At 34.5% G+C, this 14,214-nt stretch carries 6 protein-coding genes and 1 pseudogene; all 7 read right to left on the bottom strand.

The features are described from left to right. Positions 1-3,987 (bottom strand): annotated as a pseudogene (locus U0D62_RS06970) (hypothetical protein); the annotation flags it as partial. A 66-nt stretch (positions 3,988-4,053) separates the two neighbouring features. Beyond that, positions 4,054-7,113 (bottom strand): PorP/SprF family type IX secretion system membrane protein, encoded by a 3,060-nt coding sequence (locus U0D62_RS06965; protein WP_322194887.1) that lies wholly within the window; start codon positions 7,111-7,113, stop codon positions 4,054-4,056. A gap of 30 nt (positions 7,114-7,143) precedes the next feature. Next, the gene (locus U0D62_RS06960) at positions 7,144-9,189 is read right to left on the bottom strand and encodes a T9SS type B sorting domain-containing protein (RefSeq protein WP_322194833.1); all 2,046 of its coding nucleotides are present in this window, start codon (positions 9,187-9,189) and stop codon (positions 7,144-7,146) included. A 984-nt stretch (positions 9,190-10,173) separates the two neighbouring features. Then, complete coding sequence (locus U0D62_RS06955) at positions 10,174-10,722, bottom strand: OmpH/Skp family outer membrane protein (RefSeq protein WP_322194832.1); 549 nt, start codon at positions 10,720-10,722, stop codon at positions 10,174-10,176. 229 nt (positions 10,723-10,951) lie between these two features. Then, positions 10,952-11,803: a class I SAM-dependent methyltransferase gene (locus tag U0D62_RS06950; RefSeq protein WP_322194830.1), complete on the bottom strand. Its 852-nt coding sequence runs from the start codon at positions 11,801-11,803 to the stop codon at positions 10,952-10,954. A 59-nt stretch (positions 11,804-11,862) separates the two neighbouring features. Further along, complete coding sequence (locus U0D62_RS06945) at positions 11,863-12,342, bottom strand: hypothetical protein (protein WP_322194829.1); 480 nt, start codon at positions 12,340-12,342, stop codon at positions 11,863-11,865. Next, on the bottom strand, positions 12,342-14,213 hold the full coding sequence (gene mnmG, locus U0D62_RS06940; RefSeq protein ID WP_322194827.1) for a tRNA uridine-5-carboxymethylaminomethyl(34) synthesis enzyme MnmG: 1,872 nt from the start codon (positions 14,211-14,213) through the stop codon (positions 12,342-12,344). Before mnmG ends, U0D62_RS06945 begins: the two co-directional genes overlap by 1 nt. Position 14,214: the final 1 nt, after the last annotated feature.

The raw sequence follows: 14,214 nt of genomic DNA, 5'->3' as shown, positions 1-14,214 counted from the left end.
ATCACCATTACACGTAGGCTCTGATGTAGCTGATCCTGTAACGGCTATAAAATCAATATTGTTAATCGTGAAATCTTCAGAATAAATACATCCATCAGTAGTCGTTCTGGCCTCAAAGGTATATGTGCCAACAGCTAAAGTATAGGTGTCATTAGTGCTAAACGCTGTAGCACTACCCGCAGGAGCAGTAATACGATATTCAAAACTGCTCGCTCCATTACTACCCGTAGCTGAAACCGTAATCGTAGATTCTACTGCCGGACATTGAACAGCCGTAGTAGAAAAACTTAAATCGGTTACCTCCTGTAAAGGATCAATAGTTAACTGACCTAAGTTGACAGGACAAGCTGCTGTATCGGTATCTCGAATGTATAACGTATAGGTACCATCGGTAAGACCCGTGAAAATACCCGTCGTATTAGTGAAATCAACTCCGTCAATACTATACTCATAACTCCCGTTACCATTCTGTGGGTTCGAAATCGTAATCTCTCCTAACTGCGGAGTAACACTAGAACCACTAGCATCACAACGATACTCCTGAGTGATCGCTATATCAGCGGTAATTATGTTTGAAGCAGTTAACGTCACATCAATTGGTGGATCTAATTCACAACCAAAACGATCTGTAATGGTAATTGTGTGTGCTCCAACTGGTACGTTATTAAAAGTATAGTTATTCTGATTTAATGGACCAACCGATGTGGTTCCGTCCAAAACATAAGTAAATGGTCCTTCTCCTGCAGAAATCTGCACAAGAATAGATCCATCGGCACCAGGACATACCGGATCTGTACCGGTAGCTGTTGCCTGTAATTCTTCATATGGACTTACAACAACACTTCCTGCAGGAATAATACATCCTGTAGAAGTATCTTGAACGAATATGGTATAAGTTCCTGCTGCTGTAAATCTAAATATGTTGGAGGTCGATGGCTCTGGTGTCAATAATGGCGGAGTCATCGTACTGTTAGTTCCGTATATAAAACCTCCTATTCCTCCTGTAACATTTACTTCGACTAAAGCAATAAATTGATCAGGATCAAAAGGTGGTGCTGTAGGATCAAAATTTGGATCTGTTGGATCATTTAATGTAGGATCTGGTTGATATCCAGGGTTACAGCTTAAATCTCTTGTAAGCGTAGATACGGCAGAAAATGCAAGTGGTGGAGAAATCACCACTTGTTGCGTATCTATACACTCTCCATCATATGAAAGTATCTCTACATCATAAGTGTCTGCATTTAAACCTGTAAATGTATGATTAGGATCTGTAGTAGGTCCTTCTGTAGCAGTAAACGCGGTTGTTGTACTACTGATGTTGTAGGTATAATTAGCGTCTCCATTCGTCACTTGTATCTGAACCTCTCCTGTATCTCCAGGACATCCTGGACTAGTAGTTGATATAGATACAGTAGAATCAAGAACATCCATAAACTGCGTCGCATTAAATACACAAGCAGTAGGTAATCCATTATTTTGACGTACGTTTACTGTATAAGTACCTCCTTCTGTTAAACCAGTAAATTCTGGCGATGCCTGGTAACCAATTGTTCCTCCACTTGGCGTCACTAATTGATACTCATATTGATTAGAAGAGTTTTGTACTCTAAGCGTACCTGGAGTACTACATACGATATCTCTTACGATAACCAGATTTGGTTCAAAGTTGTTCTTAAATACATTAAAATAGAATGTGATTGTACAGTTACCATCAAAAGTAGCTGTGATTCTGTATTCTCCTGCATCACTAACTGTGTAATCTCTGGTAGTAGCTACCTGGGTCCAGTCTGCAGCACAACCGCCATCCAGTGTAGGACAGTTTGGATCTCTTGGAACTGCCGGACAGGCAGCAGGATCTAATCGTTCCCAAACTATTGTATTTGCATCTACAAAACCTGAATCTAAATAAATTGAATCTGTAGCTCCACATAAAAATAATTCTGGTAATGGGTCTCCAGTAATAGGACAGGTTCTGATATTACCATTAACATTTGGATCACTAGCAATAGGAATAATTGGATTTGTAATTGTATTAAAAGCTGTAACTGTCCAGATCTCGAAAAGATCGTTACAATCTGGATTACCACTTTTATCAACACGATACTGACCTCCAGAACTCACAGTTAGTGTTTGCGAGTTTCCTACAATAGTTCCAGTACTCAAGTCTGTCCATACATAAGTAGGGAAGCCTCCTCCAGCTGTTAAATCTAATGTTCCTGTACATAAAAAAGCTTCAAAATTACCATCACAACTTCCTAAATCAATCAAAAAGTTAGATGCTCCTTCAATATCGAATTGACAAACATCTTGTGATAATACACTTTCTTCGCCATTTCTTATTTCACCAGAAATAGCTCCTTCATATTGTGATATGGCAATGTTTCTTATTTCGTTGGAACAAGCATCGCGTAAATCCGCACAACTTGCTACTACGTCCACACCAAAACGAACAGTAATAGGTCCATCCCCTCGTTCTATTATAGTCGGGTCTATTTGGATATCTAATTCTCTTGGTCCTGGAAGATATGTTACGGTAATTCCAGGGTCAGAAACGGTGATTGTTCCTGTTCTGAAATCAATGTTAGCAGGTAAAATATCTCTAATACTTGCATTAATTACATCTTCATTACCCTGATTTTCTATTTCTAATTCGTAGAATAACTGATCTGCCAGACTAACTCCACCTCCAGTAATATCGATACCATTAATGTCTAATACTCTCTTTTTAACTTTAAGTACTGGTTCAATTACCTCAATAGAGAAAAGATTTAAAAATATCCTATATCTATCGCCTGAAGTAGTCGCTGTAAAATCGACAGAGTTCTGGTTATTTCCTATAATAAAATTTCCTCCATTGGCAATATCAAAGATATCTGCATCAAATCCTAATGTGTTTTCAGAATTAGGATTACGTGCAGTATTAAAATTACCGTCGACAGATATCGAACTGTTAAAGAAGTTGTTTGTTGGGTTTACCGGATCAGCAAATAATGGTGATTGAAACCCAAAAGTATTTGTAATAGATAATCCATCACCCGTAATACCAAAATCACCTTCAAGAGTTGCTACACCATAACGAGCACGAACATCATTTGGTGCTGGTAATGTTTCAAAATCACCATATGTAAAGGTTTCTGGATTCGCACCATCAATTTCTAGGTAACCATCTTGTATGCTAAACTTTTTTGCAGATAATGAAGGATCCTCATATACAACTACTAATACCCAACCGGCAGAAGCTCCTGCTCCTAACTCAGTATCTCCTATAGTAGATCTAACATTACCTACAGTATAGATTCCTCTAGGATCTGCCAAACCAGATACAATGTCAGTTACATCAGCAAAACAAACATAAGGAATATCATTTGTAGCGGTATCATTAGGATTGGTAGGTGTATTACGGTATCCATCAAAGATCACCTCTGTATTTTCAGGTAGAGGACCTGGTACAATATCAATATAATTTGCCGCTCCAGGAGGTCTGAATTTTATACTTCTATAATCCGGACGTGGGTCTGGTAAAGGTAGCCCTGTTAATAGTGGGTTACCATTAGTATCTCTATCTACATAATACGTAGCAGACCAATATAATCCTGCAAACGCTACCTCTGCACAGTCTCCATTATTGGGGTTAGTAGGATTGTTAGGGTCGAGTGGAAAAATAAACTCGGCACTACTAGAACTGAAAGTTGAAGCGTCACTATCTATATCAATATAACCAAATTCCAGTCCATCATTATAACTCCCTCCATTATATGGATTATTAGGGTTGTAATTGGTCATATCCCCCGCAAAAAATGGGTTGCCCTGATCTTGTACTCCACTGAGTCCAACGATAGCATTAGAAATAATATGTATGTTACCTTGAACAGTAACAGAATCCCTAAGTGAAAAGTTAACACTCTGAGCTTGCAATGACGAAAAACTAATGCTTCCTAGCATTAGAAGAATTACAGCTAATTTAATTTGTATTTTGGGTTTCATAAGCTGTGGTTTAGTAGTTGAGTTTATTTAAATCATTTATCATATCTCTCTATAAGCAATACCTAGTTATTGTATTTTTAATATATAGAGCTCACCATCATACGAATTGTTTACGTTAGAAAACAAGCTTTGTTTGGCTTCTTCTAAGTCTTCAAATCGCTTTAAGTAAACATATATGTAATTGTCCTTCGGATTTCTGAAATATTGAGGTTCTAATCCTCTGGATCTAAGTCTTTCCATTCCTCTTTCAAAATAGTTTTCTCTCTTGAAAATATTCGTTATCAGATAGTAACCATTTTCAATATTATGCCCTCCGATATAAGATAAGGTCTCTGTCAATACCGTATCATCCTTAACCGTATCCTTTATCAATCGGGTTTCTTGTAATAGCTTTTTATATGATTCTACTCTGTTTTTAGCGATATGTAAAATCCACATATCTCCAAAGTATCTATTATCTATATTGTTTAAATATTTTTCAGCAGCTTCATCTTTATTCTTATAAGACTCGATCGCTACATACTGATATTGGTTTTCTGGATTAAGAATGATTTGTGAGTCATTAAATCCAAGATCATTAAGAGTTTGAGTAAACTTCTCAGCATATGCTCCTCCTCTAAATACATTACCAATCAAATAATATCCTTCTTCATAACCTGGAATATACTTGGTTGCATATTGTGCTTCTGGCCTAGACGCTTCAGCAAATTTGATAAATCTGTTTTTTGCTGTTAATTTCTTAGAGCTAGTAGGGTTCGTATCTTTCTTAACTTCTTCTGCATCATCACTCATACTAACAAGAGATTCTAATAATTTGCTAAATTCTCTTTTGTCAACATTTAATCCTGTGGTTAATAAAGAATCTCTACGTGCAAATATCTTGTTTGTAATTCGACTACTATTATCTAGTTCTTTTTGTATTTCTTCTAACCCTTCTTCAGGTTGTTCCTGAGCTTTTGCAGCTTCCTCTGCTAACCTGGCCGCTTCTGCAAGCCTAGCTTCTTCAGCCAATCGCGCTTCTTCTGCTAACCTAGCCTCTTCTGCAAGCCTAGCTTCCTCAGCCAATCGCGCTTCTTCTGCTAATCTAGCCTCTTCTGCAAGCCTAGCTTCCTCAGCCAATCGCGCTTCTTCTGCTAATCTAGCCTCTTCTGCAAGCCTAGCTTCTTCAGCCAATCGCGCCTCTTCTGCTAACCTAGCCTCTTCTGCAAGCCTAGCTTCCTCAGCCAATCGTGCTTCCTCTGCTAACCTAGCCTCTTCTGCAAGCCTAGCTTCCTCAGCCAATCGCGCTTCTTCTGCTAATCTAGCCTCTTCTGCAAGCCTAGCTTCCTCAGCCAATCGCGCCTCTTCTGCTAACCTAGCTTCTTCTGCTAATCTTTCTTCTTCAGCTTTTTGCTCTGCTACTTCTCTCTCTAGTTTTCTTTGAGCAGCTAATCTTTCTTCTTCTGCTAACCTAGCTTCCTCAGCCAATCGTGCTTCTTCTGCAACACGAGCCTCTTCAGCAACACGTGCTTCTTCAGCTAATCTCGCCTCTTCCGCAACACGAGCCTCTTCCGCAACGCGGGCTTCTTCAGCTAATCTAGCTTCTTCTGCAACACGAGTTTCTTCAGCTAATCGGGCTTCCTCAGCCAATCTAGCTTCTTCTTCTTCCTGTTGTTTTGCAGCTTCTGCTTCTCTTGCAGCCTCTTCTGCAGCAATTCTAGCTTCAGCTTCTTTATCTGCCTGCTCATTCATTTCCATCTCAAGTTTTTTCTGAGATGCTAATCTTTCTTCTTCTGCTTTTTGTTCTGCTACTTCTCTCTCAAGTTTTCTTTGAGAAGCTAATCTTTCTTCTTCAGCCTTCTGCTCAGCCACTTCCATTTCTAGTTTCTTACGGGCTGCTAATCTTTCTTCCTCCGCCTTTTGTTCAGCCATCTCTAGTTCAAGTTTCGTACGAGCGGCTAATTCTTCCTCTTCTTTCTTCTTATTTAATAGCTTCACTTCTTCTTCACGCTGTAAAGCTAATTCTCTAGCTCTTCTTGCTTCTTCTTCTTTAGCTTCCTGAATGGATCTTTCTAATTTACTCATAGCTCTCTCAGCTCGAGAAACAGAATCTCCATTTCTATTTTGAAGTTCTCTAATTAATCTGTTTTGTTCTAATATTTCTTTTTTCAGTCTTCTGATCTCTGAATCTCTGGCTTCATAGGCTTTTTGAGAAGTAGTTCTTTTTGAACTTCTTCGTTTTTCTACTTTAAAGTTATATGCCAATCCCACTTCATGAGTTGCTCCAAAATCACTAGTATCTCCAAAACCAGTTTCAAACGTATAACCAACAGATACGTTAGGTGTAATATGACCTCCTAAACCAATAGAGGCTCCATAAAAGCTATTATAACCTGCTTGAGCCCAACCTAATTTTGGTAATTCTACTATTGCATTTCCACCATATCTTAAGTCGGCATCTTGAATCATATTGGCATATACCATCCCTCTAATGATTTTATCCGATCTTCTTTCAAGACTTGTGGTATACATTACATGACCTGTGAATGCCATGTTATCAGTAATTAGTTCACTACCACTAATGTTATATGCGACAAGATTAGCTACAGATACCCCAACATCAAATGCATCATAATTAAAATTAACTCCAGGAGTTAATTGAAAAACTGAGCTATTTTCATAATTAAGAATTACAGGGTCTGAAACCTCTACTCCATTATTAAGTATTATACTTGTTGATGAATCTATATTAGATTTGATTCCGCTTTGAGAATATCCTAAATTCATACCAAAGGTGAAATTCATATCATTTCCAAACTCAAGGTTGTAAGCATAGTTTGCTACAGCTCCAAAATACCTGTAAATCCCTTCATTTTGCTGATGTAAACCAATAGAAACACCTGTTTTTTCATCAAAATTAGATGTATAGTTTATCAAATATGTTTGTGGGTTATCATTAAAAGATGCCCATTGGGTTTTATTATATACATTGATAGATTTTTTATTCTCTCTAACCAATGAAAATGTAGGGTTAAAGTAAAATCTATTATATCTAACTAAGTTATGCGTAGGAATCTCTGAAGGAATTACTCCAAAGGTGGTGGTTTCATCTTGTCCCATGATAGAACTCACGGACAAACAACACATTGTGATTAAAAGTAACTGTCTAATCATAAACTATCTCATTACCGTTATTGAACCTTTTCTAACAACGGAATTATTTTTTGTTATTATATAATAATAAACTCGTTCTTGACCCGAGGTTTTTGAATTCTCTGAAGGCCAGTTATTTTGATAACTAACTGAACTAAAATCAAGTTGTCCTCTAGAATTATAAATATTTATTTCTACATCTTGTTGGTTAACATATGCGGTTGGTAAGGCCCAATTATCATTCGCACCATCATTATTAGGAGTAATGACATTAGGAATAATTTCTGATTGTGCCGTTTCATCAGTAATAGTAATGGTATTTGATTGAACAACACATTCTCCTGAAGTAATAATAACAAAGTATTGACCTGCTTGATCAATCTCTATTTCATTACCTGTTTCTCCCTCAATCAATTGGTTTTCTCCATCTACTATTCTGAACCATTCATAAGTATAGCTAGCATTATTTGGTACAGTTAAGGTAACTGTACCTCCAAACGGTAATTGTAATGATGAGGCAATAATATCTATCACATCAGTTAAAATACCCGGTGTAATCTCATTAGATCTTACAGTAGGAAATGTAGTGCCTCTTAATGTAGCCTCTAATGCATAAACAGAGGTGTCGTTTGAGTCAGTAATTGAAATTGTTGTTCCTGTATCTCCGGTAGAGACGTTATCTCTAAACCACTCAAAATCGAAAAATGGATATTGCTCAACAACTAAAGGAATTTCAATGGTACCCGTTCCTCCATCTGCTAAACCATACAGCGTCTCTAGACCTAAAGTAGCTGTATCATCATTACAGTCTAATATAGAGGCAATTTCAACTCTAAATCCTATTGGATCAAAAATTTCTGTTTCTGCTTGAAGTGTATCTAAACAACTATCATTAGTTACTACATCTACTCGATATACTCCTATTTGATTTGCTTCAACAGATAAAGCACCCGGAGCATCTATTAATTGCACGGGTGTTATTGGAAAACCTCCTCTAAACCATTGTACTGTACTGCCCAAGGGCGCATCAGTAGCAATTGCCAAAGTAATTGAAGTTTGCGTAGGCAACAAAATCATCTGTGGCGGAGGTTGAGAGGTTATATTTGAACCTTTATTTAAAATAGTAACAGGATCAGTCTCTATACTACAATCATCACTTGCAGTTACTAATACTGTATAATCTCCTTCAAAATTACTTTGTGGTAATAATATAGTTGGGCTATCAGAATCTGCTATTGCGTTTCCATCCTGAAACCATTCGTATGTATATCCTGAATCAATAATACTACAGGTTAAAACCTTTACATCACTAGGACAAAATCCATCTACCGGAAAATCATTTCTGATGAATACGGTAGTCGTATTAAAATCCAGAACTTGTATAGTACCGCTATCAAAATTAAAAAATGGACTACAGCTTCCAAAGTTAACTTGTACGGTATATTCACCTGGTTGATTAACACCTGTTAAGGTAGAACCTGATTCTCCTTGAATTACTGATCCATTTAATGTCCATATATATTCTGGAAAACCATCAGGAGACGCTGTTAAAGTGATTGCATTACCATCACATAATGCCGCATTATTAGCATCTACATTTGGTCCCACCAAGGTTACTCCTTCGTTAGTATCAAAATAATATATTGGTATTCCTTGTGTTTCATTACCGGTAAAAGCTGGATTCTCAGCTCTAACTCGCATACTGTAATCTTCTCCTCTCAGATCTGTTGGGATCGGAAAATCAGGAAAAATAATTTCGGCAGTTGAACCAAGAGCTACAGAAAGTGTAATTCTACTAAGTTCTGCAGCCGGATCTGCATATACTCCGTTTTCGTCTGATATTTCAAGAATAAAAGTTGTACCCGGACCAAAAAATCCTGCAGGTCCTGTATATTCTGCTACCGCAGATCTATTAGGTACATTTTGATTAACACATGCTTGTGTTGCTGTAACACTACTATCATTAATGAAAAACTCAGGACCAAGAATAACCTGAGCATTAGCTTCCCATGAAGAAAAAAGGAAGCAAAGCACAAAAGCAACTAACGATAGGTTAAGTTTATTTCTCATGATATCACACTTTATACAGGGCGGATATTCGTAATATTATCGAGCGATTTGGGGCGCTTGTTAATAATATTGTTAATATATTTTTTACCAAGACATAAAATTATAAATTAAATGTTTATATCAAACCAAAATTCAATTTTTTTTTGTAATAATATTCTTACGCATTTAAGCAACCTAATATCTTTTGAATTATAAACACGTGCCCAAAATCAATATAATATACATAAAATTTTGTTAATCAAAACTTTGTACCTTTGTTTTAGTATGTTTTTAGTTCATATAAAAAGCGGAAAATTCCCCAAAAATAAAATTTATTTCGTTTAATTTGACATTAAAATCAAAGAATTTTTACAAGAATCTCAATTTTCAAAAAACTCTAAAACATCCTAAAAACGGCAAATTTGTTCGATTAAGTGTAATTTCTTAATTAAACTTATCAACTAAATAACCTCCATAAACGACACAAAAACAATCTAATATACTTGTCATAATCTAATTCAAAATTATGAATAGAGTAACGTAAATATTTATTCAATATCCCTAAAAAATTTAATATTTCATTATTGTTAATTACTAGTAAAAAGAAACAATACCTCAGGTTTAAAATTATCCTATTTTTCTAATATCTTCAGTTTATTACAACAATATCATATTAACACTATTCTTCAAATATTTGAAAAACCAATTCAATTTTCTAATCATTATTGGTCATTTACCCCTTCAAAATTGAGTAATATGAATTCAACTTATATAACTATATAATATTCTGTTTATATAATAAAAATCAAAAACCGTTTCTTTATAAGCATCGTAGTTTTAAAATTATAAGCAATTAATTATCAATTAAATAATATTTAATATTTATTAAAACTTACTTCAGATATAATCAAATATCCGTCAATTACAGACACAAAAAAACCCTATTAGTTAATACACTAATAGGGTTTTTAATTTATAATAAAAGCAAGGAAATTATTTGGTCTCCTATTCTTTTACTTCTTCTTTTTTCTCTTCTTCCTTAACTGGAGCTTCACCATTTAATTCAGTTAGTATTTTATCAGTAATATCTAATTCTTCTTTACCGTATAATATAATACTTCCTTCTGTATCTCCATAAATGTAAGTATATCCATTATTCTTACCATAATCTTTAATAAAATCCTTTACTTTATTAATAATAGAATCTATTTCTGCCTGGCTACCTTGTTGGATTTCCTGCATTTTTACTTGTTGCTCTCTCTGAAGCTGTTGTTGTTTTGTCAACAACTCCTGCTCTTTCTTTTGTTTGTTAGCACTTGTAAGAGATTTTTGAATATTTTGATATCCTTGTACTTCAACTTGAAATTCTCTAGCCTTTTGTTCTAATTCTGCTCTAACTTCATTATCTCGTTTTGTCCATTTTTCTTTAGCGGCTTTCATTTCTTTAAAGTCAGACACAACTTTAGTATTATTAACATAAGCTGTTTTTTCTGCTTGTTGATTACAAGATGCAAGTGTTATACATGCTATGGCAATGCATATGTATTTTTTCATGTTTCAAGATTTTAGTTCTGCGCAAAAATATCAAAGTTCTTTTGATGTTATTCATTATATCTACTCAAAATAATTGTTAATAAGAAAAAACAATAGTTTCAAATAGAGTCATACCAAAAATCTATTAAAAAACGATTCAAATAAAGCGATTTAAGCGATTTTGTGCAAAAAGCAAACTAATCATACCTATATATCGATTAAAATCGCTCTAAAACCATTAAAATAGAAATTAGCTGTTCTTTAAGACGTAAATGTGTGAAGAATACTCTTTAGATCGTTTTGCTCTCATATTAGAATACCATCCTATCCAAAATGCTTTAATATAATTCATTTTTCCATTTTTATATTTTTCGGATAAAAGAGAAACATAAAAAGAATCAAATTTCATAGGGAGTATTTTTATCATCTTTAAATTTTCTTTGATAAAAAGTTTTTCTATTGCTTTTTTAGAAAAATGCCAAAGATGTCTTGGGACATCATATGCTGCCCAAAAAGATTTATAATATGCAGCATCATAAGATTTAAAATTAGGCACTGCAATTATCAAATACCCATTTGGTTTTAAAAGTCTCTTTAATTCTTCTATCTGAACTTGTATATCAGGAACATGTTCTAATACATGCCACATTGTAATAACATCAAAACTCTGGGGTTCATATCCCAAAGAATTTGATTGCAGGTATACTCCTTTTTGTTCTGCTAATTTTCTTGCTGTAAGATTTGGTTCTACTCCATTGATTTCCCATTTCTTTTTTTTTGCTACGGCTAAAAAATCTCCAGTCCCAGAACCAATATCTAATATCTTACCAGGTTTTACATTTAGCTTGGTAATTAGATCTACTTTTTTTGAAAGTGAATATGTTTTAACAATTTGATACAATCGTTCTAAAAGATTACGTTTTCCATCTGTATGAGAAATATAATCTTCACTTTCATAATATTTACCCAATTCTGATTCATTAGGTTTTGGTGAGGTAACTAACATATCATATTCGATATCATAAAGCAATCGAAATTTTTCTTCGGAAACAGTATGATCCTTACACTCTATAAAAAAATCTAAAACCCGTTGTGTACTCATTATTTAAAAAAAGAAAGTTTTACTTAAAAACTATTATATTTTTTGTGTTCCACGTGGAACTACTCTTTAGTTGCATCATGTATTTCTATATTCAAGAGATCTCCAATTTTATTTGATTTACTTAAGGCTCTTGAATATTTATTTGTTTTATATATCGTGAAGTTTTTGTTTCCAGAAAAAAAACGAACCACAAAAGCATCATGTTTTCCCTCCTTACCTATAGCTGAAATCGCGCCCCACTCATTATCTTGTTTAAAAGAAGCTGAAAACACTGAAATGTAATCAGGGAAATCAATTTTAAGTTTTTGTTTAAAAACACTAAATCCCAAAAATGAAATATGTTTATAATTACTAAAATCTTTTCTTATTTCATAAGAAATAGAATATGATAATAACAAAAACGAAATTATAGAGAGTGTTACAATTTGAGATAAAGGACTATCGTAGAAAAAAAACAAATACACTATTAATACTATAATAAGTATTCCTAATATTTTTACTTTTAAAGGTTTTGATTGTTTTAAAAAAACTTCATTCATTATCTTCCCATATAAACTAAAAGCACAGAAATATCACTTGGTGATACTCCACTAATTCGTGATGCTTGAGAAACAGTTCTTGGTTTTATCTTGGTCATTTTTTCACAAGCTTCAAATGATAAAGATTTCAATTTTGTATAATCAAAGTTTTCTGGTATTTTAATATTCTCAAGTCGATTTAACTTATCTGCATTATTTTTTTCCTTTTCTATATAACCAGAATATTTTACTTGGATTTCCGTTTGTTCTAAAACCTCTTTATCCAAATTGTTTTCTTTTATATAAGCATCTACTTTTTCAAAATGTTTTATGTCCTCTAATGTAATTTGTGGGCGAGAAAAAAGTTTAAACAATTTACCGCTTTGGTTTACAGGAGAAGATTTCTTTTTTTCTAAAACAGGATTCGCTTCTTGAGGTGTAACACTAGTATCTTTAAAAAATCGAACAAAGTCATTTGACTTCTTTTCCTTTTCTTCCATTCTCTTCATACGAGCATCAGATGCTAAACCTATCTCATACGATTTTGGTGTTAATCTAAAGTCTGCATTATCTTGTCTTAATAAAGTTCTATACTCTGCTCTTGATGTAAACATTCTATAAGGCTCTTCTGTGCCTTTTGTAATAAGATCATCAATCAGCACTCCGATATAAGCTTCGCTTCTATTAAGCATGAAAGCATCTTTTTCTTTTACTTTAAGAGCTGCATTAATTCCAGCCATTAAACCTTGAGACGCTGCTTCCTCATATCCTGTTGTTCCATTAATTTGTCCGGCAAAAAACAATCCAGAAATCAGTTTTGTTTCTAATGTGTGAGTAAGTTGTGTGGGTGGAAAATAATCATACTCGATAGCATACCCTGGTCTGAAAAATTTCACTCCTTCAAAACCTACAACAGATCTCAATGCTTTAAATTGTACATCTTCTGGCAAAGAAGTTGAAAACCCATTAACGTATACTTCTACAGTATTCCATCCTTCAGGTTCTATAAACATTTGATGTCTATCCTTATCAGCAAACCTATTAATCTTATCCTCTATAGAAGGACAATATCTAGGTCCTATACTTTTTATTCTTCCATTAAACATAGGAGAACGATCAAAACCTTCTCGCAACAAATCATGCACTTCTGAAGAAGTATAGGTCATATAACATGATCTTTGCTTTGTAAGAGGTTTTGTCAAATCAGAATAGCTAAATTTTTCTGGCTGATCATCTCCTGGTTGTTCTACCATTTTTGAATAGTCGAGAGATCTTCCGTCTACTCTAGGAGGTGTTCCTGTTTTCATTCTTCCTGCATCAAAACCAAAATCTATTAATTGTTCGGTTATTCCTGTTGCAGCTTTTTCTCCTGCACGTCCACCACCAAATTGTTTTTCTCCTATATGAATTAAACCATTCAAAAAAGTACCATTTGTAAGCACTACACTTTTTGCTTTTACTTCAATCCCTAATGATGTTTTTACACCTTTTATCTGACCGTTCTCAACGATAAGACCACTAACCATTTCTTGATAAAAATCAAGGTTGGGTGTTTGTTCTAGCATCAATCTCCATTCTTCTGCAAAACGCATACGATCACTTTGAACTCTCGGACTCCACATAGCAGGTCCTTTTGATTTGTTCAACATCTTAAATTGTATTGCCGTGCGATCACTTACTATTCCGCTATAACCTCCTAACGCATCAATTTCTCGAACTATTTGTCCTTTTGCTATTCCTCCCATTGCGGGATTACAACTCATTTGGGCAATATTCTGAAGGTTCATTGTAATTAGCAAAGTGCTACTTCCTAAATTTGCGGCTGCAGCCGCAGCTTCACTTCCTGCATGTCCACCTCCAACTACAATAACATCATACTCTTTATCAAACATA

The sequence above is a fragment of the Aquimarina callyspongiae genome, assembly GCF_034322225.1.
In the GTDB taxonomy this organism is placed as follows: Bacteria; Bacteroidota; Bacteroidia; order Flavobacteriales; family Flavobacteriaceae; genus Aquimarina.
This window is presented reverse-complemented; position numbering and strand designations above follow the sequence as displayed.

What these genes read in the sequence shown, in the direction of transcription:
- U0D62_RS06965 (WP_322194887.1), bottom strand. Translation starts at nt 7,113, where the DNA reads ATGTGTTGTTTGTCCGTGAGTTCTATCATGGGACAAGATGAAACCACC.
- U0D62_RS06960 (WP_322194833.1), bottom strand. Translation starts at nt 9,189, where the DNA reads ATGAGAAATAAACTTAACCTATCGTTAGTTGCTTTTGTGCTTTGCTTC.
- U0D62_RS06955 (WP_322194832.1), bottom strand. Translation starts at nt 10,722, where the DNA reads ATGAAAAAATACATATGCATTGCCATAGCATGTATAACACTTGCATCT.
- U0D62_RS06950 (WP_322194830.1), bottom strand. Translation starts at nt 11,803, where the DNA reads ATGAGTACACAACGGGTTTTAGATTTTTTTATAGAGTGTAAGGATCAT.
- U0D62_RS06945 (WP_322194829.1), bottom strand. Translation starts at nt 12,342, where the DNA reads ATGAATGAAGTTTTTTTAAAACAATCAAAACCTTTAAAAGTAAAAATA.
- mnmG (WP_322194827.1), bottom strand. Translation starts at nt 14,213, where the DNA reads ATGTTTGATAAAGAGTATGATGTTATTGTAGTTGGAGGTGGACATGCA.